This window comes from Nitrospiria bacterium (assembly GCA_036397255.1).
Classification (GTDB): Bacteria; Nitrospirota; Nitrospiria; order DASWJH01; family DASWJH01; genus DASWJH01.
The window spans coordinates 1-26,626 of the sequence record DASWJH010000091.1 but is presented as its reverse complement, the minus strand read 5'-3'; the positions used below and the strand labels follow the sequence as shown (position 1 = coordinate 26,626).

The 26,626-nt window shown below is 47.3% G+C and carries 24 protein-coding genes; 13 read left to right on the top strand and 11 right to left on the bottom strand.

The window, feature by feature from the left end:
* Nucleotides 1-92 precede the first annotated feature (92 nt).
* Nucleotides 93-1,340 carry a DNA methyltransferase gene (locus VGB26_12265; protein HEX9758550.1) on the top strand — a complete coding sequence of 416 codons (1,248 nt, stop codon included), beginning with the start codon at nucleotides 93-95 and terminating at the stop codon, nucleotides 1,338-1,340.
* On the opposite strand, the gene VGB26_12260 is transcribed toward VGB26_12265, so the two are convergent.
* From VGB26_12260 to VGB26_12250, 3 genes are all read right to left on the bottom strand, one after another.
* On the bottom strand, nucleotides 1,333-1,944 hold the full coding sequence (locus VGB26_12260; protein ID HEX9758549.1) for a hypothetical protein: 612 nt from the start codon (nucleotides 1,942-1,944) through the stop codon (nucleotides 1,333-1,335). The two genes, VGB26_12265 and VGB26_12260, sit on opposite strands and share 8 nt — an antisense overlap.
* Nucleotides 1,941-2,153 carry a helix-turn-helix transcriptional regulator gene (locus tag VGB26_12255; protein ID HEX9758548.1) on the bottom strand — a complete coding sequence of 71 codons (213 nt, stop codon included), beginning with the start codon at nucleotides 2,151-2,153 and terminating at the stop codon, nucleotides 1,941-1,943. Before VGB26_12255 ends, VGB26_12260 begins: the two co-directional genes overlap by 4 nt.
* Before the next feature lie 303 nt (nucleotides 2,154-2,456).
* Nucleotides 2,457-3,326: a hypothetical protein gene (locus VGB26_12250; GenBank protein HEX9758547.1), complete on the bottom strand. Its 870-nt coding sequence runs from the start codon at nucleotides 3,324-3,326 to the stop codon at nucleotides 2,457-2,459.
* A gap of 487 nt (nucleotides 3,327-3,813) precedes the next feature.
* On the opposite strand from VGB26_12250, the gene VGB26_12245 reads away from it, so the two are divergent.
* From VGB26_12245 to VGB26_12205, 9 genes are all read left to right on the top strand, one after another.
* Nucleotides 3,814-6,381 carry a diguanylate cyclase gene (locus VGB26_12245; protein ID HEX9758546.1) on the top strand — a complete coding sequence of 856 codons (2,568 nt, stop codon included), beginning with the start codon at nucleotides 3,814-3,816 and terminating at the stop codon, nucleotides 6,379-6,381.
* 441 nt (nucleotides 6,382-6,822) lie between these two features.
* Complete coding sequence (locus VGB26_12240; GenBank protein ID HEX9758545.1) at nucleotides 6,823-8,289, top strand: ATP-binding protein; 1,467 nt, start codon at nucleotides 6,823-6,825, stop codon at nucleotides 8,287-8,289.
* A gap of 192 nt (nucleotides 8,290-8,481) precedes the next feature.
* A complete protein-coding gene (locus VGB26_12235) occupies nucleotides 8,482-9,060 on the top strand; it encodes an RNA polymerase sigma factor (protein HEX9758544.1) in 579 nt (192 codons plus the stop codon).
* Nucleotides 9,061-9,073: 13 nt separating this feature from the next.
* The gene (locus VGB26_12230; GenBank protein ID HEX9758543.1) at nucleotides 9,074-9,529 is read left to right on the top strand and encodes a zf-HC2 domain-containing protein; all 456 of its coding nucleotides are present in this window, start codon (nucleotides 9,074-9,076) and stop codon (nucleotides 9,527-9,529) included.
* Nucleotides 9,526-9,900, top strand: coding sequence for a hypothetical protein (locus tag VGB26_12225; protein ID HEX9758542.1), 375 nt, complete (start codon nucleotides 9,526-9,528; stop codon nucleotides 9,898-9,900). Before VGB26_12230 ends, VGB26_12225 begins: the two co-directional genes overlap by 4 nt.
* A 246-nt stretch (nucleotides 9,901-10,146) precedes the next feature.
* Nucleotides 10,147-11,319 carry an efflux RND transporter periplasmic adaptor subunit gene (locus VGB26_12220; GenBank protein ID HEX9758541.1) on the top strand — a complete coding sequence of 391 codons (1,173 nt, stop codon included), beginning with the start codon at nucleotides 10,147-10,149 and terminating at the stop codon, nucleotides 11,317-11,319.
* Complete coding sequence (locus tag VGB26_12215) at nucleotides 11,316-14,405, top strand: efflux RND transporter permease subunit (GenBank protein ID HEX9758540.1); 3,090 nt, start codon at nucleotides 11,316-11,318, stop codon at nucleotides 14,403-14,405. The genes VGB26_12220 and VGB26_12215 overlap by 4 nt, the downstream gene beginning before the upstream one ends.
* Nucleotides 14,402-16,075: a TolC family protein gene (locus VGB26_12210; protein HEX9758539.1), complete on the top strand. Its 1,674-nt coding sequence runs from the start codon at nucleotides 14,402-14,404 to the stop codon at nucleotides 16,073-16,075. The genes VGB26_12215 and VGB26_12210 overlap by 4 nt, the downstream gene beginning before the upstream one ends.
* A 237-nt stretch (nucleotides 16,076-16,312) precedes the next feature.
* Nucleotides 16,313-16,711, top strand: a complete 399-nt coding sequence (locus VGB26_12205; protein ID HEX9758538.1) for a hypothetical protein — start codon at nucleotides 16,313-16,315, stop codon at nucleotides 16,709-16,711.
* A 414-nt stretch (nucleotides 16,712-17,125) separates the two neighbouring features.
* Here VGB26_12205 and VGB26_12200 read toward each other — a convergent pair whose 3' ends face one another.
* Both VGB26_12200 and VGB26_12195 read right to left on the bottom strand, forming a co-directional pair.
* The gene (locus VGB26_12200) at nucleotides 17,126-17,356 is read right to left on the bottom strand and encodes a LuxR C-terminal-related transcriptional regulator (protein ID HEX9758537.1); all 231 of its coding nucleotides are present in this window, start codon (nucleotides 17,354-17,356) and stop codon (nucleotides 17,126-17,128) included.
* A gap of 17 nt (nucleotides 17,357-17,373) precedes the next feature.
* Nucleotides 17,374-17,676: a hypothetical protein gene (locus VGB26_12195; GenBank protein ID HEX9758536.1), complete on the bottom strand. Its 303-nt coding sequence runs from the start codon at nucleotides 17,674-17,676 to the stop codon at nucleotides 17,374-17,376.
* Nucleotides 17,677-17,939: 263 nt separating this feature from the next.
* Between VGB26_12195 and VGB26_12190 the strand changes: the two genes are divergently transcribed.
* The gene (locus tag VGB26_12190) at nucleotides 17,940-18,119 is read left to right on the top strand and encodes a hypothetical protein (protein ID HEX9758535.1); all 180 of its coding nucleotides are present in this window, start codon (nucleotides 17,940-17,942) and stop codon (nucleotides 18,117-18,119) included.
* 506 nt (nucleotides 18,120-18,625) lie between these two features.
* Here the strand turns inward: VGB26_12190 and VGB26_12185 are convergent.
* The 6 genes from VGB26_12185 to VGB26_12160 form a co-directional block, all read right to left on the bottom strand.
* A complete protein-coding gene (locus VGB26_12185) occupies nucleotides 18,626-19,729 on the bottom strand; it encodes an IS256 family transposase (protein HEX9758534.1) in 1,104 nt (367 codons plus the stop codon).
* 222 nt (nucleotides 19,730-19,951) lie between these two features.
* On the bottom strand, nucleotides 19,952-20,131 hold the full coding sequence (locus VGB26_12180) for a hypothetical protein (protein ID HEX9758533.1): 180 nt from the start codon (nucleotides 20,129-20,131) through the stop codon (nucleotides 19,952-19,954).
* A 212-nt stretch (nucleotides 20,132-20,343) separates the two neighbouring features.
* Nucleotides 20,344-22,290: a bifunctional diguanylate cyclase/phosphodiesterase gene (locus tag VGB26_12175; protein HEX9758532.1), complete on the bottom strand. Its 1,947-nt coding sequence runs from the start codon at nucleotides 22,288-22,290 to the stop codon at nucleotides 20,344-20,346.
* Nucleotides 22,291-22,534: 244 nt separating this feature from the next.
* Nucleotides 22,535-24,658 carry a VTT domain-containing protein gene (locus VGB26_12170; protein ID HEX9758531.1) on the bottom strand — a complete coding sequence of 708 codons (2,124 nt, stop codon included), beginning with the start codon at nucleotides 24,656-24,658 and terminating at the stop codon, nucleotides 22,535-22,537.
* A gap of 58 nt (nucleotides 24,659-24,716) precedes the next feature.
* Complete coding sequence (locus tag VGB26_12165; protein ID HEX9758530.1) at nucleotides 24,717-25,166, bottom strand: gamma-glutamylcyclotransferase family protein; 450 nt, start codon at nucleotides 25,164-25,166, stop codon at nucleotides 24,717-24,719.
* An 85-nt stretch (nucleotides 25,167-25,251) separates the two neighbouring features.
* A complete protein-coding gene (locus VGB26_12160) occupies nucleotides 25,252-25,674 on the bottom strand; it encodes a hypothetical protein (GenBank protein HEX9758529.1) in 423 nt (140 codons plus the stop codon).
* Between the two features lie 24 nt (nucleotides 25,675-25,698).
* Here VGB26_12160 and VGB26_12155 point away from each other — a divergent pair, with 24 nt between their 5' ends.
* Together VGB26_12155 and VGB26_12150 are read left to right on the top strand one after the other, a co-directional pair.
* Nucleotides 25,699-25,929: a hypothetical protein gene (locus VGB26_12155; GenBank protein HEX9758528.1), complete on the top strand. Its 231-nt coding sequence runs from the start codon at nucleotides 25,699-25,701 to the stop codon at nucleotides 25,927-25,929.
* Between the two features lie 387 nt (nucleotides 25,930-26,316).
* Nucleotides 26,317-26,626: transposase (locus tag VGB26_12150; GenBank protein HEX9758527.1), on the top strand; the 310-nt coding region annotated here is incomplete at its 3' end.

The window sequence follows — 26,626 nt, the reverse complement described above, 5'->3', positions numbered from 1 at the left end:
TTTTGAATGCAAACCAGAAAATAGTTGACTAATTCACTCAACTTTTATAAAGTTTTTGCGTTATAAATCTTCTTAATTGTGGGGGGATGAGAATGAATTTTGGGGGGAAACTTAAATCGCTTAGGAAAACAAAGGGGTTTAGCATACTTCAACTCGCAAAGAAATTGGGGGTGGATAAATCTTATATAAGCCAACTTGAACACTCGAAAGGGAAGCCATCTGAAAAATTCATAAAAAAAATATCAAAAATTTTCTCAATCAATCAAACCGAGCTTTCAATTCTGGCCGGGAAGATTCCAAAAGAAATCCAGAATATGCTTCATGAGAACCCTGCCATCGCCCCTTTTGTATTAAAAGAAGAAGTGGAGATTTATAAAAGAAAACCCCCCTCTTCTCCTCCTAAAAAATTAACCCCTATTTTTCAAACCTCTCTAGGTGAGCTTTATAATACAGATTGTCTTAGTTTATTGAGCAGCCTCCCGGAAAACTCCGTTGACTGTATTTTTGCGGATCCACCTTTTAATTTAGGAAAAAATTATGGGAGTAAGGTTAACGATCAATTAGAGAAATACGACTATCTAGGCTGGTGCTATGGATGGTTAGAAGAATGTTGCAGGATACTGAAACCTAATGGTTCCCTGTTTGTTTATAACCTCCCTAAGTGGAACATCCATATTTCCTCTTATCTGGATAAATTCCTGACTTTCCGACATTGGATAACTGTTGATATTAAATTTAGTCTACCGGTGCCAAAAAGGCTCTATCCCTCACATTACAGTCTGCTTTACTTCATTAAGGGACGCTTACCAAAAACCTTTCATCCTTCTCGATTACCAATGGAGACCTGTAGGCACTGCGGGGGAGAAATAAAAGACTATGGGGGATACAAGGACAAAATGAACCCAAAAGGTGTCAACCTGACAGATGTTTGGAATGATATTCCTCCAGTTCGTCACGCGAAATTTAAAACCAGAGGGGCAAATGAATTATCAATTAAGCTGTTGGATAGAGTCTTAGATATTGCCACAGAGGAGGGAGATCTGGTTATGGACCCGTTTGGGGGCTCGGGAACAACATATATCGTAGCCGAGATGAAGGGGAGAAGATGGATTGGATCCGAAATTGAGAGTTGTAAACCAATTATAGAAAGATTCAAAAAAATAAGGGAACAACAGGAACATTTAGAAAAAATAAGAAAGAATCTTAATCGGTTGTTTACTGAAGAGGCCTTGAAATTACGAAAACGTTCAGGGCATTCAACCTATAAATATCGCCTCACAGAGGATGAACCGAAAAGAGTCCCAAACCAAATAAACTTTTTGGACCAAATTTTCAAATAAGAGCCCTGCCATCAGTTCCCTTTTTTATTCGTGGAACCTCTAAACTAGTAGCATCATGTTCAACTGAAATTACGGCCAAAATACCATCCTTAAAAGGCATCGAACTCCATAATTCAAAATACGGTTCTATCTCATCAATGTTTCCAACCCTATCTGTCAAGTATTTATAAAGCCCCCTTGTTGGCAAAACCAAAGTTCCTCCCTTTAACATCCCATTTTTAATTCCGAGCGCCATTTTGTTCAAAGCCCGATGACTGGAGGAAATATTTCCCGTTTCCCACTCCACAGCAAAAAACTGGTTTTCACCTAACTGTTTTGTTGCATCAATGGGTCCAGGGTATTTTCTCACCCCAATTGGCAAACGGGTTTCAAGATTCCATCCTTTTTTACTTAGGCTAAAGCAAAAAGCATCCTTTAACGGTTTCACTCCATTACCTTTACCCCGCTTTTTACCGCTTTCAGGATAAATAGTGAAACTCTTACTTCCCCTAGGCCACGTTATTGCTTTGATTGCTTTTTGAATTTCCCTATATATAGTCTCCCATGCTTGGGATTTAGGAAATGATCCAGCTTTTATAAGATATTCCGTCTTAATTATTTTCATTTTTGGCTGAACATAAACGAAATACTCACACGGAGGGCTTTTGCAATTTTTTCTATATTTTCAAGGGAGACATTTCTCTCCCCTCTTTCCACAGCCCCTATATATGTTCTATGGAGCCCACAGAGATCCGCAAAGGCCTCTTGTGAGAGACCCTTTTTATTCCGTAGTTTCCGAACTATCACACCAAATTGTTTTTTAATGTTGCTCATAATTTATAAGGTGGGATTATTGGCAAAATGATGACAAAGTGTCTACAGACTATAAGTAGCGGACTTTTTCTTTAAAAAAATCACAACGGTCTAAAATCAATTTCTAATCGAGGGTAAAGATTTAAATAACGGAGGGACCCTATGGAGAAAGGTAGACAACAAAATGAGGTTTTTAAGGAAATGGTTTCCTAAGGAATTAAAAGAGTTGATATTTAATAATATTTAATTATCAATTCAATATAGGCGCGGGAAGTTTAAAGGAAATCCTGTAAACTCTTTGGTTTGATTTTATTCTAAAATACTTTAATCTGGCATTATTTTCTTTGCTCTTTCAAAATCCACACCCTTTGAATATATTCTAAAAACAACCTCTTCCTCTGGTAGGTATTGAACCACTGTTGAACATTCTTTTAGTTCATGTACTTTATAAAATCCATCTTTTGTTTTTTTTAGAACTTTTAAATAATAATTTTTTTGTTTTACCGATGGACCCTTATTCTTGAATTCATCTGGGACAAACAATATTTTTTTCCTCTCAAAGCTTCTTTTTTGTTTTTCCCAATGCTCTCTTTTGTGTTTATTTTTTGAAAGATCAACCCTCTCTTCATAAACTTTCTTCACTAATTTCCGTTTAACAAAAAGTTCTTCTGCTATTTCTTTTACCTTTCCTGCGCCGTTGTCTATTGATTTCTCTCTTAACTTCCGGTTAAACGAGAAATCGTCAAGATCAGAAAAGGCTGATAAAAGTTGCTCCATTGTTTTACAAGAGGAATACCATTTCCATTTTGCCTTCCTAAGTTGTTTACGAATGAGGTCAAGCATAGCATTACAAGCCCGATTAGTTTTATGTCCATAAATCTGCCCATGCATTTGATAACGGGATATTAATAAATCTTCGACTGCCCCAAGAGCGCTAAAACGAAGTCCTACATGTAATTCCATTGTGTCATTTCGGCCGTATGCACACATGCTCTTTAGAATTCTATTTGGGTCATAAAGGCCATAATTCACCCCACACATATGAGAATCCCTAAGCAAATAATCCATACGATCAGCATCAATATCACCTGAAAGTATATCGTGTAGAAAACTCTGAATATTATAACCACAAATTGAGAGTCGATTGGATGGGACAACTCTTTTTTGAATCAGAGCACAAATATCGCGGATCATTAGGGAAACGGGTCAAATCTCGTCTTGGCTCATCTTTGGAGAATTTCTTAAATACATCGGCATTTCGTGGAATTCGGTGGCACCATTACATCATTCGAAACATAACTACCGATCGGGGAATTAGGGATCGTGTCCCCGGATTTCCGATTCCAGTCAAAATGAGTTCTAACCTTATCCCTTTGTTGGATATGGATATTTTGAGTTTTGGTTGGTTCTCGTTGGAAGGTAAATATAGAGTATGAAGCAAGCGTTTTATCACTGAGCTGATCGCCCACATAATAGGTCTATTAAGGGTTTGTATGCAGATTGTCCATTGATCAATTCATCGTTTTATCAAGGGTAGAACCTATTATTACGAATAATATTTCCTTAAATCGGCGCCCGCGTTTATTTGACATTCCCTAGAATTATTATACATTTACAATGTATAGGTGTGACTTCAAACTCCATCTGTTAATTAGTTCATCTTTAAAACACTGCATAAAATATGAAGAAGATCAATAGATTCAAATCCCTTGAACTAACCCTGTTCGCCATTAGCATCATTGCGATAATATTGGTTTCCCTATCAATGTCTGTCTTTTCTAAATCTACCAAACGGCATTTGCCGTTGATTCAGGTGACCGATAGCCTGATGAGACATATAGCCCATGCACATATTCAATTTGAGGAATCTTTAATTAAAGGGACCACAATAGATAAAAAACGAGAGATCCAGACTCATATCGACCAGGCACTCGCATTAAACCACTTTCTATTATATGATAATGAAACTGATTTGGAAGGGGCTCTAACGATCCTAAAAGACAAGAAAAACGGAAGTCTCCTGACTTCTTTGGATCACCATATACGTCTCCTTCAAGCCCTATTTGTTACCTACTGGGAAGCCCAGCAAGACCCCCTAATGCAAGCTGAAACCGAGAAAGCCCATGATGGGGTAATTCACAGTATTGATAAGTTTGGAAAGGCACTCCAAGAATCTTTGAATCTTTACATCATGAAAGACCGTTTGTGGCTTACCCGGTTCAACTGGGGTGCCATTATTCTTCTTGGCGCTCTCTTTACCGGGATGGTCGTCTTGGTTCGAAATAACCGAAATACAATGGAAGACAAAAATAACAAATTGAAAAAAAGTGAAGCTCGTTTTGCCGGGATTATCGACATTGCCGATGAAGCCATTATCTCCATTGACAAGGACCAGCGGATCATCATCTTCAATAAAGGGGCGGAGGGAATATTTGAATATCGTGAAAGTGAGGTTCTTGGTCAAAAAATAGATATCCTTATCCCGGAATCGCTTCGTCAAGCTCACCATAACCATGTAGATCAATTTAATCGTTCCAGTGATACTTCCCGACGGATGGGAGAACGGCGTCAAATAGCTGGAAGGAGGAAAAACGGGGAAGAATTTGCTGCGGAGGCCTCCATATCAAAACTTGATTTGGATGGAGAAAAAATCTTTACCGTAGTCTTATGGGATATTACCAAGCGCAAAAAAGCGGAATTGATCTTGAACCAGTTTAAGACCACCTTGGACAGGACCCTGGACTGTGTCTTCATTTTCAACCCCCAAACCTTCAAGTTCTCCTACGTGAACCAGGGGGCCATGGATCAGGTTGGGTATAGCGAAAAAGAATTGATGAATATGACCCCATTGGATATCAAACCAGAATTTGATGAAACCCAATTCAGGAAACACGTCGCCCCTTTGTTGAACGGTTCTAAAACCTCTCTGACCTTTCAAACCATCCATAGGCATAAGAATGGGACGGACATTCCAGTGGAAATCATCCTACAACACATTTCCCCCCATGGGGAAGAACCCCGATTTGTTGCTATTGTGCGTGACATTACCGAGCGCAAAAGAGCCGAAGAGGCCTTAGCCGATCAAGCCATTCGGGATTCCCTTACCGGACTTTATAATCGCCGATATTTCAAAACTCGAATCAAAGAAGAAATCGCTCTTGCAGACCGAAACAGACAAATCATAAATTTCCTGATCTGTGATTTGGATGGTTTTAAATCTATTAATGATAACCTAGGACATCAAGCGGGAGATAATGTTTTAATAAAAGTCTCCAAAATTCTGTTGGATTGTGTTCGAGGTTCGGACTTAGTTTTTCGCTGGGGTGGAGATGAATTTGTGGTTATTTTGCCAGACACTGACCGTGATGGGTTGCTTGTCGTGATAAATCGTATCCGTAGAAGTATACAGCAGCTCAGCATTACGGGTTGTACAGGCCTAGATATCAGCTTAGGGGTATCCGTGTACCCTGAGCATGGCGCAACGGAGGAGGAATTGATTGGGTTAGCGGACCGAGCTCTGTATATTGCCAAAAAAGGCGGAGAAAAGATTCACATCGGAGAGGAGGAGTACCGACTGGATGATCAGGCCATCAAGGTGGTATTTCAACCCATTATGGATGTACGGTTAAAACAGTTTGTAGGTTTTGAGGCCTTGAGCCGTGACCCTCAAGGCAAGCACAGTATTTTGGCGCTCTTTAAGAAATACCACGCCATCGGGAAGCTTCATGAATTGAAGTGTCTCTGTTTTCACAAACAGCTTAAAGCGGGCCATGAATTCCGTGTAGAGAATTTGTTTATCAACGTGGATTTTAACGTGCTTAAGAGCATTGAAGTACCGCCAAAGCCCCCTGGTATGGATGTGGTCCTGGAAATCTCGGAAGAGGAAGCCTTGCAGAATGTGGAAGAACACCTTGAGATTGCCGCCAAGTGGAGAAGCAAAGGTTTTAAATTCGCCATTGATGATTTTGGGGCAGGCTTTGTTTCTCTGCCATTTATTGCTCGCTTAATTCCTGATCACGTCAAATTGGACAGGTCCACTATTCTGCAGGCAGTATCTTCAGAGAGGTTCAGATTGGTTTTGCAGGATTTGGTCCACGCATTGCGAAAAACCTCGACAGATGGAATTATTGCCGAGGGTATTGAAACAGAAAAAGAACTGCAGGTAATGAAAGATATGGGAGTCTATTTAATTCAGGGTTATATATTTGGTAAACCCCAAGAGCTGCATGGACCTTTAATTAAACCATAATCCACCTAAAAATAACGTTTATTGTGAGTTTTAGTATTGCCCTTTCCTTTTCAACTTAATCCTTAATTTTTAACTCCCTTAATACATAAAATTTGTAAGCAGAAGCGGTAAGAAATCCAAAACCGTAAAATAATTTATGTCCTCATTTCGTGCTCGATCCCGCCACAAACGGCCACATTCAGACCGATTCCAACCAAAATCCGTTCTCAACTTATCCCTTTGTTGGACATAGGTATTTTGAGTTCTGACGGGTCCTCGTCGGCAGGTTATTTAGGAGTGTGAAGCAAGCGCTCTACCACTGAGCTAATCGTCCACCTCTAGGAATTTCGGTGGGTTATATTATTACGGGTAAGATCCCCTCTGTCAGATGCCTAATGGCCCCCCATTGATTTTTTTGAATAGAAAAGGTTATCCTGGTTTTGTTCGGGAGCGTAAAAACCAATGGAAACCCAAAGAAACACCATTCCCGTTACCGTTGATAAAAGCCACATCATTACCATCGGGGAAAAACTTTATTCCGAAAGCATCGAATTGATCCGCGAACTGGTCAACAACGCCTACGATGCGGATGCCACCGAAGCCAAGATCACTTTGACCGAAGACCGGATCGAGGTTTCCGATAACGGAACGGGAATGGATCTGGACGGACTGATGCAGTACTTCAATATCGGCTCGGGAGAAAAGAAAGCCCATCCCCGGTCCAAACGCTTGAATCGGGACCGAATCGGCCAATTCGGGATCGGCAAATTTGCCAGCCTTTCCGCCTGCGGATCATTCTCGGTTTTTACCCAACAGGGGAACTTTGCGGCGGAGGTCACCTTCGATAAAAACCGATGGGAGCTTCAAGGAGATTCCTGGGACCTCCCTCTCATCACACATTCCCCTGATCCGAATCGGGGCAATGGAACAACCGTCGTCCTCACCCAACTGAATCGAACATTCGATCCGGGAGATGTGGAACGAAGACTGATTGAAGCCGTCCCCTTAAAAGCGGAAGAATTCTCAGTCTTCCTGAACGGAAAGATAATCCAACCCCGCGTGTATTCCGGTCAACGCATTCCTTTTTTAGAGGGCACCTCCTTCGGACCCGTTCATGGGGAAATCTTTATACTTCCCGCTTCAGGCGCTTCGACCACAGAACCTTTGGGCATAGAATGCAAGGTCAAACAGGTGACCATCCGGAGAGAACTCTTTGGAATGGAAGAATGGGGTCGTGAAACGGCAAGAATCCGCGGCCAGGTCAACGCCGATTTTCTTCCCGTTACAAGCGACCGAAGCGGCTTTGTCATAGACTCCCAAGAATACCGGACCTTTTTGGAAATCATGAAGAAAATAATGAGGGAAGTTCGACAGGTTCTTTCTCGGCAGGTCAAAGAACGTGAGACCCGAACCGTTCGTCGGGCACTGCGGGAAGCCCTCCATCGCGTTCAAGCTGCTTTATCCCGCTATCCGGATCTGGCCCCTCCCGGAATGGTTCCCGTTGCAGGAGAAGGTCAGGGGATCGGAGGGGCGGGATTGGTGGCTGAAAAGAAAACTTCAAAGGTCGAAACGCTTGGAGAAAAGGAAGAACCCGTCTCAAAACCCCGTAAGCCCAGGACCAAAAAGCCCAAAGCCGTTCCGTTGACCCCCAATGCCATCATCCAGCGCTTGAAGCTGGGACAAACGGGAATCAGTTGTTGTCTGGACCGTTTCGGGGAGGACGGCCCGGAATGTTTTACGGAGGGAAGCGTGATCTATGTGAACCAGGACCATCCCCTTTATAAATGCCAACTCCGAAATCGCGAAGCCCACACCATGCATCTGGCCCGCCTTTTAACCCAAGAAATCGCTCTCATGAAAGAACACAAAGATGCCCGAAAAGCCTTTTCCAGACAAAGCCAACTGCTCAAAGAAGCGTTCCAGAAATAAATCCAATTCAAAACTCCGGCCTTAGATTTTAAAAGTCCCCCGGCGAGGCTTGGCCGTGGGCTCGGTCGAACGCTCCGTCGAACCTCCGGGGAGGTTGCGTCGGCGGGATAGTTACCCCTTTCCTTGGCCATCTATATTTCCATTCAATGATCCCCCTGGTGTAAAATACACATTGCCGCAACGGCAATATTTTTGGGGGGATCTATCGAAGAACGTGAAATCATCCAGAAAATTTTATCCGGTCAGCCGGAGGCTTATGAAGCGCTTGTACGGAAGCACCATATAAAGATGGTCCGGCTTTGCACCTTCCTTCTTTCCAATTCCGCGGACGGCGAGGATGCGGCGCAGGAGATCTTTCTCAAGGCCTACCGCTCCCTCCACCAATTTCGCGGTGAAGCCGCCTTCTCCACCTGGCTCCATCGGATCACCGTCAACCATTGCACGGACCTCATGAGGGCCCGGTCCCGGCGGGACATCGAATCCTGGGAGGAACTGGCACAGCGTGAAGGCGACAAGCTCAACCAACTCCTCTCAGAGCCCTCCAACCCCCACCAAAGACTCGAAGCGTCCGATTTGATCGAGCGCGTGTTGTCTCATATGCCTTTGAAATACAAGACGGTTCTGGTCCTGCGGGAAGTTCAGGGGCTCGATTATCGGGAAATCGCCGGGGTCCTGGGCTGTTCCGTGGAGAGCGTCCGGGCGCAACTGCGGCGGGCCCGGGAAAATTTCAAGGAAAAAATGCGACACTTTTTAGGCAACGATGACGTCTAACCAAGCAGAAGACATGGATCACGATCGGCTCAAAGAACAGCTTTTAATGCTGTATGACGGAGAACTTTCAGGAACGGAGGCTCAGGAAGCGGCGGACCACCTGAGATCCTGTCCGGCCTGCCGGAAAGAGTACGCCGATTGGGAACGGATCGCCCGGGCATTTTTTAAAGCGCCCCAGGTCCATATGTCATCCCATTTCGTCCGGAAGGTGATGAAGCGCATTGAGACCTTGGAGCGACCCGCCGGGAAAAAACACCCTTCCCTGCTCCGCTGGCTGGTTCCCGCCATGGGCATGGGTTTCATTGTCGGCATTTTTACCTGGAGCTCGGTTATTCTCCAACCTCCCCAGGTCTCCATCGAGGCACTGCTTTTGACAAACGGGCGGGACACCTCCGGCTCTCAATGGATCTTCCAGGAGGAAGGCCCAAGGGCCCAGGACTTGCTGACAATGGCTTTGGAGGAGCAATGAAAATTAAATGGGGAAAGTTTATTATTCCGATTCTGGTGGGTTTTATAGCGGGAGCCGCCGTTGCGACATGGTACCTGGAATATCGAGAGACCGGTGACGGCAAAGACCGTTACAGCCGGATGCTGGAAGAATTCAGCAAACGGCTCGAGCTCACCGATGAGCAGAAACGGCAGATCGGAGAAATTTTAGAAGAGAAGCGGCAAAAGATTTCCGCTCTTCGCGCGGAAATCCGCCCCCGGTTCGAAGAGATCCGGCGGGCCGTCCGGGAAGATATCCGGAGCCTTTTGAACCCCGACCAGCAAAAAGCGTTCGATGCGATACAGTCCGAATGGGAAGCCCGCAGGAAAAAACGATTCGATAAAGACCGCTGAAAAGAGAAATAACTCCGGCAGGATGTTGAAATACCCGAATCCGTCATTCCCGAATGGTTTTATCGGGAATCCAGGCTCTTTAAAATCAACAATTTCTGGATTCCCGCTCCCCGATTTAAGCATACGGGGAAAAGTTTCGCGGGAATGACGACCTATTGAAAAAATACAACCTTTTTCAACACCCTGCTGGAAAAGCAATCATCGTTTATGAATTTAAACAAACGTACCCTATCATTGGTTGGAGTCTTGATCCTCGCCGTCATCGGACTCATCTGGGTGGTCGTCAGTCGCACCCAGGAACAGGGAGGGTCGGGAGAAAAGGGCGTAGGTTCACCGCCCGCACCGGTCGAAGTGGCGGAAATCCGGCGGGGGCCCATCGAGCTGCGCCGGACCTTCAGCGGAACGCTGGAGGCCCCCGCGAAATTCGTTGTCGCTCCCAAGATCAGCGGGCGGATCGCGCGCCTTGCGGCTGATTTGGGCGATACCGTCAGGCGGGGCCAGGTCGTGGCGGAGCTTGATGATGATGAGTATGTGCAGGCCGTGGCCCAGGCAAAAGCCGATCTGGCGGTGGCCCGGGCCAATCTCGCCGAGGCAAAGAGCGCACTGGAAATCGCGATCCGGGATTCAAAACGTGTCGAAACCCTTTTCAAACGGGGCGTGGCCTCCGAATCACAATTCGATGCCGCCCAAAATAACCACCTCGCAAAGCAGTCTCAACTGGAAGTCGCTGAAGCCCAGGTGGTCAGAGCACAGGCATCCCTGGAAACGGCCAACATCCGGCTGGGGTATACCAAGATTAACGCAGACTGGTCGGGCGGGGACGATCACCGGGTTGTGGCCGAACGCCATGTGGATGAAGGCGGAACCGTATCCGCCAACGCACCCCTCCTCTCCATTGTCGAGTTGAACCCCATCACCGGGGTAATCTTCGTCACGGAAAAAGACTATGTCCGTTTGGGGCAAGGTCAACCCGCCTCGTTGACCACCGACGCCTTTCCGGGGGAGCGGTTCGAGGGCCGGATCAACCGGATCGCACCGGTCTTTCAACAAAATACCCGGCAGGCAAGAGTGGAAATGACGATTCAGAATCAACGAGACCGGCTCAAGCCCGGCATGTTCATCCGTGCGACGATCATCCTGGGTCGGATCGCCGAAGCCACGATCGTCCCGGAAAAGGCCCTGACCACACGGGGTAACCGGACCGGGGTATTTGTCGTTCATGAAAACGACCAAACCGTTGTATGGCGTGAAGTGAACGTCGGGATCCGGGAAGGAGAGCGGGTGCAGGTAGAGGGCGAGGGACTGTCCGGAAAGGTCGTCACGCTGGGACAGCAACTGGTGGATGACGGTTCCCCGGTGAGCATTGCCGCGGAACTGAACCGGAACAATCCCTCCGGCAAAGGACCAGGCAGCGAATGAGATTACCGAGTTTCAGTGTAAAGCGTCCGATTTTCGTCACCATGGTGACACTGATGGTTGTGGTCATCGGCGTGTTTTCTTTAAGCCGTCTGAAGATCGACATGCTCCCCAGTATCGAGCTTCCCACGCTCACCGTCCGTACACAGTATGAAGGGGCCAGCCCGGAAGTCATGGAGCGTTTGGTCACCCAGATCATCGAAGAGATCATCGGAACCGTGCCCGGCGTGGAAGAAATGACCTCCCTCTCCTCCGAAGGGAACAGCACGGTGCGCGTCCGGTTCGTCTGGGGGACCGACATCGACACGGCCGCACTTGACGTTCAGGCCCAACTGGAGGATGAGATCAGCGAGTTGCCGGATGACATCGTACGGCCGCGGGTCAGTAAATTCGATGTCGCCAGCTTTCCGGTGGTTCTGCTGGGCATCTCCAGCAAATTGGATCCTGTCGAACTCACCCAGTTGATCGAAGACCAGATCCGCTACCGCTTCGCCCACATTCCTGGGGTCGCCCAGGTCGACCTCTGGGGAGGCTATGACAGAGAGGTCCGGATCGAGCTGGACCCCGAACGGGTCAAGGCGTTGAATTTGCCCCTCGACCGTGTCCTCGCGGCGATCGAAGACGCCAATCTGGATCTTCCCGCCGGACGGATCGAACAGGGCAGGTATGAGGTCACGCTCCGGGCGGCGGCCGAGTTTGCGAATCTCGACCAAATCCGGAACACGGTCGTCGTCCAGCGCAACGGCGCGGTCGTGACCCTCGGCCAAATCGCCGAGGTCCACGACACCTATGAAAAGCTGACGCGAATCGTCCGTGTCAACGGGGAACGCGGCCTCCGGGTGGCGATTCGAAAGCAGGCCGACGCCAATACCGTCGAAGTTTCCCGGCGCGTGCTCGCCGAAATCGACGCGACCAATGAAGCCCTTCCGCAGATTAAGATCTTTCCGGTCATCAACCAGGGCAATTTTATCGAGCGGTCCATCGCCAATGTCACCCAATCGGTTCTGTACGGCGGCGGGCTGGCCGTCCTGGTCCTGCTTTTCTTCATGCGAAGCCTTCGAAGCACAGTGGTCATCGCCCTGGCGATCCCCATATCCGTGATCGCAACCTTTTCCCTGATTTATCTGGGTGGCTTCACACTGAATCTGATGACACTGGGGGGTCTGGCGCTGGGCGTCGGCATGATGGTGGACAGTTCCATCGTGGTTTTGGAAAACATCTTCCGGAAACGTGATGAGGACCGCGAACGGCCGGAAACCGCCGCCGTGGAAGGAACCCGTGAAGTCGGACCGGCCATCATCGCCAGCACCATTACGACACTGGTGATCTTTCTCCCCCTGATCTTCATTCAAGGCGTATCCGGTCTCCTTTTTCAGGAACTCGCCTACGTGATCATTTTTTCACTGATCTGCTCTCTGCTGGTGGCCTTGAGTCTGGTGCCGATGCTGGCCTCCCGATTCCTGAAATCACAGGAGAAGGCCGATGAGAAATCGGCGCACTGGATAGACCGATGGGCCGCCGCCGCGCAGGCCTTTTTCAGGAGCCTTGAAAACAATTACCGCGATCTCTTGCAGAAGGTGCTTCGTCACCGGATGCTGACGGTTGCAGGCGCCGCGGGGCTCCTGGGTGCAAGCCTGCTTCTGCTGCCCATGATCGGGACGGAATTTCTTCCCCCCACCGATGAGGGGGAGGTCCGGGTGACGGGCGAGATGGAAATCGGCACACGGCTTGAACTGGTGGACGAGCAGACACGCCTCATGGAAGAAATTATCCGGGCCAATGTACCGGAAGCGATGGCCTCCGTGGTCAGCGTGGGGGCGTCGGGATGGCGGCCCGATTCGGGGGCACAGGGCGAAATCCGCCTCTCCCTTGAACCCGTGGTCCAAAGGGAACGGTCCAACGTGGAAATCGCCGAGGACCTGCGGCGCCGTCTCTCCGGCAATATTCCCGGAATGGAAGTTCGCACCCGCGCCCCCCAGGGACAATTTCTGTTGGAGCGCCTTCTGGGCGGCGACGAAGGACTGGCCATCGAGATTCGCGGATTCGACCTCGACACGCTGGACGTCCTGGCCCGGCAGACGGCCGGGTCCGTCTCCGATGTGCCGGGAATCACCGACATCGATATCAGCCGGGAGTCCGGCATTCCCCAGCAAGAAATCCGCGTGGACCGGGACAAGGTGGCGGATGTGGGCCTGAGCGTGCGGGACGTCACGGAAGTCTTAGAAACCGCGATTGCCGGCTCGAAAGTCGGGGAGTACAGGTCCCAGGGAAACTCTTACCGCATCCTGGTGCAGCTCAAAGATGCGGAAAAAAAATCCCTGGACGAGGTTCTTGACCTGGCCCTGACCACACCGTCCGGAGAACAGGTAACGCTCCGCAGCATCGTGACCACCGAAACAACCCGCGGGCCGATCCTGATCGACCGTAAAAATCAGCAGCGGGTGGTAACCGTCACCGCCAATATCGCGGGACGGGACATGGGCTCCGTGGCCGCGGACGTCCAAGACCGGTTGAATCAAATTCCGCGTCCCGTGGGATATGATCTGAGGGTTGCCGGAAATTTCGAAGAACAGCAAAAATCGTTCTCGGAACTGATCACGTCGCTGATGCTGGCGCTGGTGCTGGTGTACATGGTCCTGGCCTGTCAGTACGAATCCCTGCGCAATCCCTTGATCGTCATGGCATCCGTTCCCCTGGCGGCAATCGGCGTCCTGCTGATTCTGTTCCTGACGAATACGACCCTCAACGTCCAGTCGTACATCGGCTGCATCATGCTGGGCGGTATCGTGGTCAACAACGCCATTCTCCTGGTGGATCAGGCCGGCCAACTGTGTCAGCGGGGAATGGGCACGCGGGAAGCGGTCGCCGAAGCGGGACGGCGCCGGCTTCGCCCGATTCTGATGACGACGCTGACCACCATCCTTGCCTTACTGCCCCTGGCCCTGGGCATCGGGGAAGGCGCAGACGCCCAGGCCCCCCTGGCACGCGCGGTCATCGGAGGACTCACAGGGTCGACGCTGATTACGCTGGTCCTCATTCCCGCCGTTTATTCATTATTCCATCCCGAACCAAGGGCTCAACACAAATGAAGTTTTATGGCCGGAGCAAATTAGTAACTTGCGTGTTGCCGGTTCTTCCCGTTTTACTGACCGTGGGTTGTGCCCTGCTGGGGGAAAAGGACACCCACATAAGCTTGCTTCCAACCCCCCCTATGGAGGCTGATTATGATGTCAGTATAACGGAAATACCCCAGCCCCGGATGAACAACGCGGAGCCTTTATTTACCGTTTCAGAGAACGGACCGGTGGACCTATCCATCGAACAGGCAGTCATGCTGGCCATACAGAACAACCGTGACCTGCACGTGCAACAGATCAATCCCGTCATTGCCGGAACTTTCGAGCAGATCGAACGGGGAGAATACGACCCGGAGGTATTTGTGGGGCTGGAGTATGTTGAGGAAAGGTCGAGCGAAACGGCCCGATCCACCGGAACCCAGTTCAATGTGGAAGGAAGCGATACCGTTTCCTCTGCCGGACTTCGTCAGAAACTACCCACCGGAACAACCCTTGAGGCCACCATCGACCATCGCCGCAGTCTCTCCGACCGCACGCCCGAGCAGGAATCCGCCAGGGTCGGCCTCAGCCTCACCCAATCCCTGTTACAGGGATTCGGGCCGGCGGTCAATCTGGTCAGTATACGCCAGGCAGACCTCGAGACCCTCGCCAGTCTTTACGAGCTGAGGGGTTTCACCGAGACCCTTTTGGGGAATACGGAAATTGCCTATTGGAACTACCTGCTCGCCAACCAGGAAATCGAGATCTTTGAACAATCGCTGGCCGTCGCACGGCAGCAACGGGATGAAGTGGAGCTACACATCGAGGTCGGAACGCTTCCGGCGGTGGAGGCGGCAGCCGCCCGCGCCGAGGTCTCCAGGCGGGGGCAGGACCTCATCGACGCACGAAGCCTACTGGAGGAAAACCGCCTGAGACTTCTACGGCACATCAGCTCCGACCTGACCGGCCCCGTGGACCTCAGGATCAATCCGATCAGCCAACCCGGTACCGACCCGGAACCGGTCACGGATTTGGCGGACCGCCTTCAGCTCGCTGAACGATTCCGTCCGGACTTGAGGGAGGCCGTCGTCCGGCTGAACCAGAACCGTCTGGTAACGATCGTGACCCGCAACGGCCTGTTGCCGCGGTTGGAACTGTTCATGACGTTGGGAAAAACGGGTTTTGCCGATACCTTCTCAGATTCATTCCGTGAGCTGGACGGAAATACCTACGACGTCGCCGCTGGAATACGATTCAGCCAGTTCATTAGAAACCGGGCGGCTGAAGGGAGAGACCTGGCGGCCCGGGCGTCCAGGCGTCAGGCCGCCGAAGCGGTGGCCAACCTCCGGCAATTGGTCCAGCTCGATGTGAAGCTTGCCATCAATGAATTGGAGCGAGCCCGCCAGCAGATATCGGCGAGCAGGGCAACCCGCATCCTTCAGGAAGAAACATTGAACGCCGAAAAAGAGCGTTTCAACGTGGGATCCAGTACGGCCCTGCTGGTCGCCCAGGCCCAACGGGACTTACTCGCCAGCCAAATTGCAGAAGCGGAAGCGATTATCAGTTACCGAATTGCACTGGTTAGACTGTTCCTAGCCGAGGGCAGTTTACTAGAACGCCGAGGAATCTCGCTGGATCCTAAAGGCTTCCCTGGAAATTACTCCTTTCCCAATATAGACTGGAGATCGGATATAACCCGCTAATCCATTTTGAAAGACAGAGGTGTGATAAGAAATGTTTCATGACGAACAGGACATCTTAGCCTAGTCAATAAGAGGCAAAAAGCATCAGTTTCTTAATAAATTTTAATAGGAATTATCTTCCAAATTGAATGGTTATTCATGAGGATACAAGGTCTTATAATGTTTTTGATATAAGACAATGAGGTTGCACATTCTTTGCCTTTATTATTTTTGCAAGGAAAGATGGATGAACCTCCTATGAAACCAATGTACGAAGAAAGAGAGGAGAACATGCTGAAACGAAAACTGATTATGTCGGTCTTAACAGGCGGGTTGATATTTTCCGCCGGGTTAGGGTTTTCAGAAGAGCAGAAGAAAACGGAAAAACAAATCCAGGAACAAGAGAAAATTTACGGGAGTGAGCTGATGACCCCTAAAGAACGGGTGGAATTCCGGGAAAAAATCCGCGCCGCGAAAACCGTTGAGGAACGGGAGAATATCCGCCTAGAACACCACATTCACATGAAAGAACGGGCAAAAGAACGCGGTTTAACCTTGCCGGAGATGCCACCTGAGGGCGGCATGGGAAAAATGAAACCAGGCACAGGAATGGGCCCAGGAGGGGGTAAAGGGTCTGGCGGAGGTCCCAATCGCTGAATTAAATTTAACTCTTTGAAACCTTCGAGAGGGACGTCGTTTTTTTGGACGTCCCTTGACCCAATGGTTATCCACATTTACCCTTATATTCATGAATTCTTACCCTTAATCAATAATTCCACAGAAATCTAAGGTTAACCATTTTTAGATTCACAAAAGAGAAGGGTTTTTCAGGCATTATATGTTAGGTCAAGTCTAATTTTTTACACCTCTGAACTGTTGAGGGAAAATTATTTTAGCTATTGGGCCAGAAGGAAGAATCAAGGCTTACCTTCCCAGTGGGTCAGGCATCCCAAAACCTATGTATCAAACTTGACCGGGAAGGATTTATAAAAGGCTTTTTATTGCCAGGATGGGAGTGAGGCAGGGAATAGATTAGAGTTTTTATATTTATAATTTCCTGTGGTCCAAAGTCTAAATCAATTTTATGATCCCCTTTCGGATAGCATAAAATACAAGGCCAACCCGGTTATTCACCCCGATCTTTCGCATTACTTTAGTTTTGTGAGCATCCACGGTTGTGTAGCTTACACCCAGGATAGTGGCAACCTCCTTCACCGTGTTACTTTCAGCGAGGAGCTTTAAAACTTCTTGCTCTCTTTTGGTAAGGATGTTTTTGCTTTCATTTCTAATGAGATTTTTCATTATTTATTATTCACAATTTACTTTTTCTTTTCTGCAAACTCAACTGCGCCCACATGATTCCCTTCGAGAATATCAAGAAGTAGCCATCCTTCTGTTGGGGAGATTAAAGAAATACACTTTTCGTGCTGGAAGGCCGAACCGGGTTCGTTGGGGTTCTCTGGATTAATAAAATAAATATGGTTTTTGGATTTAAAACACCAGGTACACTTTTTGAGAGCTTCAGCAATCCAGGGTTCATCTCGTAATTGCTTTTTGGCAAGTTCCACCAACCAGGTCGGGTCGTAAGGTTCACACTCCAATTCTTCTCTCAAAGTTTGCATATGGATATTTCCAAGGGAAGTAGGAGCAACCATAAATCAGAATTCCAAATAATATAAGGATTTTTATCAATGAAAGGTTGGACCTTGCTTAATTTCTGATTTGAAATAGGTCAATTTTTTACCTAATTAAAATTCATTTATTTAATCTTTAAAACCTTAAGAGATTTATGTTATAATTAGTGTTTCGTCTTTCAATTGGGATGATAAAAAAATGGTTTTCTAATATGAACTCAGAATGTAGAAAGGAAAAATAAAAAATTAACATGCTAACCGAGGTCAGCAAACAAAATCTAAAGAGTATTGGAGGACTGATTCAGTCCTTCGGCGGTGAGATTGAAGAACTTGACCCTGATTCTCCAGTGTTTCTCCCCAACATAGGCGACCTTTTAAATAAAATTGACGAGATGGTAAAAGTGGCAAGGAATGTTCTGAAGGAGGGGTAATTAGGTCAATGACTGGACAAGATAGTAAGGAACTTGAGAGAGGGTTTCACAATGCAATCATTTTTTTTCAGTATCTTGGCTTACAAGGTTTGGTTGGTGTTGTCTTTGAGGAATTCGAACGCGATTTTTAACTTTTATATGGTTGGGGATCTCTTGTGCTTCAAGGAAATCCTGAACCTCTTTCCTTTTTTAGGCAAGGTCTGTGAGTTGGAAGACCCCCCAGAAAAGCTTCGTCGAGGAAAATGAGTTGGTGGGGGCCTTCGAACCGAGTGGATTTTCACTGATTTATATTCCCCTTCCCTGACTCCATAACAACCCTTGGAGATTGCGGCAGGCTTTGCGGTTTCATTCGGGCAAGTTCAATATCCTTATTTTTCGATTAACCCAGGCCCTAGAAGTTTCACCAAATGGATTTTTTATTTTAGAAAACATTCCCAAATCTAAGAAAATAGATTTTTCATCATTAACACCTGCTGAAATAAAAAGCATTAAAAATACCGGTACTGTCAATCATTTTGTGTGAAATTAGTGAACCAGGGTAATCGTTGGGTGACCTTTCCTACAGGCGTTTTCCTCCAAGCCAACTCCATCTTTAATGCTATAAAAGCCAGAAGTCTGTAGCAGGAACTTTCTCCCGCCACGATCTCCATGGGCTTGGTTCTTCGTTTAAACTCTTTGTTTAATCGCTCAATCACATTGGTGGTTCGAATCGATATCCATTCCTCCTGGGGAAATTTGTAAAAGGTCAAACACTTCTGGAGCGATTGAGAAAGGCATTGGGTTGCAGAGGGAAGCTCATCTTTCCAGGTTTTCTGGAAGACCTCCCATTGGGATTGGGCCTTAGGGTAGCTGGAGGCATAGAAGATGCTTCGAAGATCATCAGCCACCTCCTGCTTGTGTCGGGATGGAACCTTGGCTAAAACGTTTCGGGCCACGTGCACCTGACAACGCTGTACATCCGCTTTGGGAAACTCTTCCTCAAACACTTTCTCCAACCCCGGCAATCCATCCATAACCCCAAGTTGAACTGCCTCACCCTTTAACCCCCGGCTCTTTAAATCCCGAAACATCTCCCGCCAATTGCTCGCAGATTCCTTATCCCCAGCCTGCATCCCCACCACATGCTTGACCCCTTGGGCATCCACCCCAATGGCCACCAATACCGCCACCTTCTCAATTCCACCCGATAAACGCATCTCAAACAGTACCCCATCCACATACAGGTACTTGATCGAAAGATCAGATAAATCGCGGGTTCGCCAGGCATCCACCGCTTGGGTTAATTCCTTATTCGCCAAGCTCATTTCCGTGTGAGAGATGTTCCTTCCCAATAGCCGCTTAGAAATTAACTGTAGCGACCGGGTCGACACCCCGGTTAAAAATAAAAGCGATACATCCTCCTTGATCTGGGATTCATAGCGCTGATAGCGCGGCAGCACCTGGGTCCTGTATTTCCCCAGCCGATCCCGCGGATTCGATACACAAACTCCGCCGATGCCTTTGAGGGTAAACCCTCTTGCATAATAACCATTTCGATGGTTGGGTCTGCCCCGTTTCCCTGTCCGCTCATAGCGGCTACGGCCTAAAAAGAAAGTAATCTCCGATTCCATGAGCTCATTTAAAAACGGCTCATCGATTCTCTGACATCCACACGTAACAGCTCGAATATCTTTGCAGGTGCCTCAACAATTTGATTTAAAAACTCTCGAATTTGTGGTACGTTGATACTGAGTTCCATCATGGCGTTTTCCTCCTTGATTGGGTTTGAACACTTTATCTTGGTTGGAAAACGCCATTTTTTCAACCCTCAATTTCACACATAATACTTTACACTATCCAAATAATATCATCATGGAAACCCCTTTTTTAAGAAGCTCCATTTGTTTATCCCAGTCCGTGTTTTTGAATAGGGATTTAATATCGGGGTGACTGGCCATAAAAATTTCATAGAAGCGATTAATAAAATTGGGATTTGAAATGCATCGGGCATAACTTTCTTTCGGTTCAGGCATTTCCTTCTCCTCTTTGGTGTCTATTACTTAATAATAACGAGAATTTTCATTTTTGCAAAATTAATAACCCAACCCTAAACAGAAACCCTTTTTTCTAATTTTGATGGGTTTTATTTGGTTGCTTCGAATTGATGGATAGTTAGGGAGTGTGAAGCAAGGGGTCTACAACTGAACTAATGGCCTGCCCTCGGACTTATCAATGGATGGTATTATTACACTTTTTTAATCACCTTATTCCCGGCACCAAGGGCAAACGGGGACTCCTTCAACCAAAACATGATTTTCTCCGCGGGTAAGGGGTAGCATACCAAAAACCCCTGGCCCATATCACAACCCAAGGCGGCTAACTGATCCCAAATATCCTGAGATTCAATTCCTTCAGCCACCACTTTCAAACCAAGGTTGTGACCTAAATCTATGGTAGAACGGACGATCACCGAATCGCTTGGGTTGGTCAGGATGTTGGTAATAAAGGATTTGTCGATTTTAATGCTTGTAACGGATAATTCCTTAAGGTAGGCCAGTGAGGAATAACCGGTTCCGAAATCATCGATGGAAATACTTACCCCCATTCCATTGAGTTTTTTGACAATTTCCACTGCCCGAGAGGGATTGAGCATAATGGCGCTCTCGGTAATCTCTAACTCCAGACTTTCGGCTTTAACATTGTAGGCTTTTAGTTTTTCATCGATCCACTCCGGGAACTGAGGATCGTGTAAACTCGACGCGGAAATGTTAACCGCCATGTTTAATTCAAAACCCTCTTGTTGCCAAAGCTTAAATTGCCGGAGGGCCGCGTTGATTACCCATGATGTTAAAGGTTTGATCAATCCGGTTTGTTCGGCCAAAGGAATAAAAATATCGGGAAACTTGGTTTCTTCTCGACCGTGGGGCCAACGGACCAGCGCCTCTACCCCCCGGATTCGATTTGTGGAAAAATCTACCTTGGGCTGATAGTACAGCATCAGTTGTTCACTTTCAATCGCTTTTCGAAGTTCTCCCATGAGTTTAAGACGGTCCAGACTTCTCTGATCCTGATCCGGGTCGTAAAAGGCAAAACCGCTTTTGGTACGCTTGGCCCGGTACATGGCCACATCCGCAAGGCGCATTAGGGTTTCAACATCTTTGCCGTCTTCTGGAAAAACCACAACACCCAAGCTTGCTCCCACCGTCAACCTGTGCTCACCGATAACAATCGCTTTTTCCCCCACGTTGAGAATCCGATGTGCGACCATGCTTGCTGCGGAGTGATCCCTTACTGGATATAGCAATACACCAAACTCATCTCCGCCCAGGCGGGCAATAGTGTCCGCACCACGCAAGACTTCATTCAGCCGTGTAGCCAAATGCTGCAAAACAAGATCACCTACATGGTGGCCGAGGGTATCGTTAACCTCCTTAAATCGATCAAGATCCATCATGATTAAGGCCAGGCGTTTGTTCTCCCGCATAGCCAAAGGAATCGCTTTTTTTAAACGATCAATAATTAAGGAGCGATTCGGAAGGGCGGTTAGGCTATCATGCATGGCCTGATGCCTCATGGCCTGTGACAGTTCTTCTGCTTTATTAAGCGCAATCTCTTTCGATTCAATCTCTGAACGGAGAACCGTTTGCATGGCTTCATCAGCCTTGACCCTATCCAGAATTTGGTTTCTCTTTTTGGACTCCCGATCGGCCAGAACTGCGTAAAAAACCGTACAAAGGATCAGGAAAGGAATCTGGAGCAATAAACCACTCTTCTCAATAATATTTCCGGGTTCGGTCTGAAGGAGCAGGACCAGATAAACGCCCACCATGATTAACCCATTGATCACCACCGAGTTTCCCCCTTTCCCCAGGGTTGTCAAAAGGATAATCAAGAAGTAGAACAGAACCAAATTTGTTGATGAAAATCCCGCGATAAACATTGCCCCGGTAATAATGAGGGAATCCCCAATTACCAGAATCATATCGAACATTTTTTTTTCGAAAAAACGAAGGGGAATGAACATTAACATGACATTAGAAATAAAATACAGGAGGGTAATGCTGCTGATTTCCCAGGAAAGGACGAGTCGCCCAGAATGAAATAACATCAGATAGGATAGTGCAATGATGAGGAGCCATCGCAGCCAAATAATGGTACCACGCTTATCTTTATTCGGAGAGTTGAATTTCAAAGGAAAACTCAAAATCATTCAATAGGTTAGAATACAAAAAAGTATATCATTTTTTTGGTTTTTGTCACTGGAACCAAAGAACAAAGGTTTTTCCCTGTTGAAGGGGGAAGAAAGGACGTTAAAAATAAGGTTTTTTTTGAAAGAAAAATCCTTTGGAAGCGTCTGTAAATAAATCCCTTTTACATTGAAAAGATTTCAAATACCGAGGGAACTTTGGAGGGTGATTTCCCCCAACTGGGTCTCCCTACACCTTCTCTTCCCTTTTTTTCAACGCCCAGGAACGGACACCCCATGCGGCAAACCCTATAACCACAATCACCATTCCCAAAATCGCAAACGTCATGGGACTTGGGTTCCGAACCGCATAAATAATCCGGTCTACACCAATGGCAAGGGCCATTAGTCCCGGGGTCAACCCGATGAGGGTTCCCAACATATAATCGGAAAAACGGATATGAGAGGCTCCCGCCACCATATTAATAACCGTAAAAGGGGCAACCGGAACAATCCGAACCGTAGCCACAGCAATAATGCCTCGGCGGGCAAACCATTGGCTTAGTTGGTTTATTTTTTTTCCACCAAATTTTCGAAATAAATCCCTGCCCATAAAATGCCCAACCTGATAACTGACGGCAGAACCGATTAAACAACCCACCCAGCTGTATAAAAACCCCTCAAAGGTTCCAAAGACCAGAAGGGTTCCAACCATTAGAAACGTGATGGGGATTCCAATTACGCTAGCGAGCATAAATAGGCCTGGAACAACTATATAAACAAAACGGGTTTGATGGACCATCTCCAACCATTGGGCAATCTGCTCCCCATTTATCAAATTTCCTAAGGGCGTCCAAATCCAGGCGGCCCCCAAGGCAAGGATAAAAGACAGAAGGAAAGCAAAACGAAGGCCTAAACGGGAGGCTGGTTTAATTTGCTCCTTAGGAATAAAAAAATTTACTAAGCCCTCCGGCTCAATGGGGCGCTCGGGATCAATGACAGCGGAGTCGGGAATTTCTCTGTCAATGGTATCGGGGACCTGTTCGTTCAAATGATGAAAGGTTCTTGAATTCCCCTGAAGGGATTCAATGGTCGAAATCAATGACCCCTTTGTTTCAAAAACCTGCCTCACCTTTTCCGGATCAACCCCCAGGTGTCCCCCCAATAACCGGTTCCTAACCCCGATGATTCCCGTTTGCAATCTTTTACTTTCAACACCCTCAATGGCCAGATCACACTCGGTGTCTAACCCCATGGAGTGGTTACTTAAATTAGAAGAGCCTACACGAATAAAAAGGTCATCCACAATAAGAACCTTTGCATGAACATTAAGAAATTCATTCCCCTTTCCTGGCAGGGCCGGATAAAAAACTCGAAGCTTTCCATAACGATCCGCGGTCCGAACCCTTTTAAGCAATCGATACCTTAAAACATCCATCGTATTCTGCTCCAGCCAACCGATGGTTTTTTTTGGGAGGACCAACAATACTTCCGGTCCATTTTTCTCTTCAAGCTTTTGGATCAGTGCCTCGCCAATTGCATTAGAGGTAAAATACTGGTTTTCAATGTAAATATAATGATGCGCAGTTAGAATAGCATCACGGTATAAGGACTCCACCTGACGGGTTTCCTGAATTTCTCCAAAGGCGGGCTGGGTTAAAGAAATACCCACATCAACATCTTCAAAATCTGCCTTTATCCCCTCGGGCCAAAGATTTTCCTGTGGATATTCCAAAAAGGATATTTTTCTTTCTGTGGCCCGGGCCCATCGGTTTCGAGCCAAATCTCCCAAAACTCGGGCCGCATCACCCTCCACCATCATTTGGACATCGTGAAAGGGAGGGGACTGTTTTCCATCTGATTCTACACGCCTGGGGTCATCCAGCCGATGTTCAGGGGTATCCCATCGAGCCTTGCACAAGTCGATTCCCCCCGCAAATGCAATCGAATCATCAACAACCACCACTTTTTGATGGTGGGATCCTCCGATGGGTTGTTTCCCGTCCAATTGGAAATCGATCCGTTGATGGGTTTTCCAATCCAGTTTATAAATAGGAAGCCATTCCCTCTCAAGGGCAAAAAGAATTGCAAAATCCCAGGCCAGGATATAGACCTGTAACTCTTTTTTCCGCGTTACAAGATCATTTAAAAATTGGACGAAAGGTTTATCCTGGGTTTCTCCCTTCTCGCCCCGTGTCAATCGCAATTGGCTATCAATATCCCAGGCCAAAATAAAAATGGAGTGCCTGGCCTTTTCAAGAACGGTTTTTAATGTTGAAAAATAAGACGCCCCATCAATGAGAACCGAGGAACGGCTGGCTCGGGCAATTCGCCAACAATTTTTACCTTTTTGCAGAATATTTCTTTGAGGCATAAAGGATAAGGGTCAGTGGAGGAAATGAATGATAGTGATATTTAATTTTTTATGGGCATTACCTAATTAAGTGACCCTCTCCCTTTTCCAGGTGAGTTTTAATATAAACTTCCGGTAAATTCCAATCTTGAGCTCCTTGTATAACCACCCTCTGGTAATCATTCGAGGGATGTCCGGGTCGTTCTCCCGTTCGGAAATACATCCAAGCCCTGGAGGTCCGGCCCAAATGATCGTGAACCTCCACCGTTTTCCGGGTGTACCTCTTTGGATATCCTTCAAAGCGGTCTAAGCTTTTTAAACAGGCCGGATCGATTTCATAGAGCCCACCCCAGACAGTTGAACCCGGGGACTGAATAACATTAGCAACCGGACCCTTACGAGCTTTGGAAAACCCGTCATAAAGGAACTGAAACCCCTTCAGTTTCACTTTGGCTATGGGATTGGCTGAAGGACACCTATCTTTCATTTGGTGTTGATTCATATTTGAACCGTAGGCAAAGTAAACCATTTTAATTTCAAAGAAGGGAATATGGGTTTTTTTTGCCCCAACCTCTCTTCCCTATCCCTTTACTCCCTACCGCCTCCTAAGAGTTCTAATCTCCCCCTTTTGGGGTGTCTGCATCAAAATCCATTAAATCCCCCGATTCCGTTCCCAAACCCGCCCGAAACGACTGCTCCATTGCTCGAAGCCTTTTTAGACGCCCGGAATCCCCCCCAAAATTCTGCTTGAGCAGTTCTTTACACAGGGCTAAGCCACGTTTGAAATGCTCCGGGTGTGTCTCATCCATCAGATGACACCAGGTAATATAAACAAGGAACTCCCCAAAAGCAAAAGCCTCGGGATGACGTAAACCGATCCCCACCAGTTCATGATAGGCATCTGAAGCCTCCTTCCCTGCACTGTTGGAAAACCGGTCCTCCGCGGCCACCGCCGCTGCAAGGTCCTCCCCCAGCTCGCTGGAGACCTGAACCTGCGCAAAAACCTGTCGGGCTTCAACCGCCGGATCAAACTGCATGGTTTATTCTTCTCCCTTCATTTTATGGCTCATCGTGGAAGTGAGTGGGTAAATTTTGTCATTACCCGCCTGTCCGGCGGGCACTTGCAGGCAGGGGAAAGCGAAAATCCAGACCCTTCCCGTCATTCCCGCGAAAGCGGGAATCCAGAAGATGTTGATTTTTTGAATCCTGGATTTCCGATAAAACCATTCGGGAATGACGAACTGGATTTTGCAGGAACCTCTAATACTTCAAAGGCTTCAACCAAAGAATGACTTTGACTTGACCCTTGCCCTGTATGGACCTTAAACACTTTTTAACAATTTTTACCCACTCGATTACACGAAGACCCTATTTATTAAAGAAATAAATAATGGCCCATATTCCGCATAGACACATCTTTTTGGGGGTAAAAAAGGGGTCTAAGCCCCGATGGCGCCTCTATTTTTTGGATTTAATTTTTCATATCAATATGTTAGCTTGGTCCGACCCCCACCCGTTCTTCTTGTGCTCCCTAAAACTTGCAACTAAAGACCCAAAAAAGAAAAAAGAAAAGAAAAGGAAAAGAAAAGAGGTCAAATCTCGTCTTGAGTCATGTTTGAAAAGAAAAGGGGTCAAATCTCGTCTTGAGTCATGTTTGGGGATTATGGTAGGCTCTGCTCATGTCCCGTCCACTTCGAATCGAATATCCCGATGCCTATTACCACGTCATGAACCGGGGTCTGGCCTATCAGAAAATTTTCACTGATCGGGTAGACCGAGAATTGTTTTTAAACCTTCTGGGTGAATGCCATCAGATGTGGGGCATTGAAGTGTTTGCCTATTGTTTGCTGGGAAATCATTACCACGTTCTTCTTCAAACCCCCCAAGCCAATCTATCGCGAATCATGCGTCACTTGGATGGGTTGTATACCCAACGTTATAATAGGAGACATCATCGGGATGGTCCGCTGTTCAGGGGTAGGTACAAAG